Here is a 557-nt window from a genome sequence, read left to right as displayed (position 1 = left end):
CAACCAACTCGGCTGCAGCAATCTGGCTCACGGCTATGCCGCCATGCCTAAAAGCATCAAAATCGAAATGCTTCAGGAAACCGTCCCCAACTTAGGCATCATCACTGCCTACAACGACATGGTTTCCGCACACCAGCCGTTTAAAGACTTCCCTGACCAAATCAAAGACGAAGCACAGAAAAACGGCGCAACCGCCCAAGTCGCCGGCGGCACGCCCGCCATGTGCGACGGCATCACGCAAGGTTATGCCGGTATGGAATTGTCGCTGTTCTCCCGCGACGTGATTGCCATGAGTACCGCTATCGGTCTGTCGCATCAAATGTTTGACGGCAGCCTGTTTATGGGCGTGTGCGACAAAATTGTTCCCGGCCTGATGATCGGTGCGTTGTCTTTCGGCCATATTCCAGGCATCTTCGTCCCCGCAGGCCCGATGTCCAGCGGTATCGGCAATAAAGAAAAAGCCCGTACCCGCCAGCTTTTCGCCGAAGGCAAAGTTGGCCGCGATGCCTTGCTTGAAAGCGAAATGGGCTCTTACCACAGCCCGGGTACTTGTACCT

Annotated in this window: 1 protein-coding gene; it reads left to right on the top strand. The window is 55.1% G+C overall.

The window, feature by feature from the left end; genetic code table 11:
• Positions 1–557, top strand: a 557-nt coding sequence (locus tag ACTHUR_RS17005) for a dihydroxy-acid dehydratase domain-containing protein (RefSeq protein ID WP_440399876.1), incomplete at both ends; no start/stop codon positions are given.

It is taken from the genome of Neisseria sp. P0021.S007, assembly GCF_051956855.1.
Note: the sequence above shows the minus strand (reverse complement) of the source record. Positions and strands in the feature narration are given on the sequence as shown.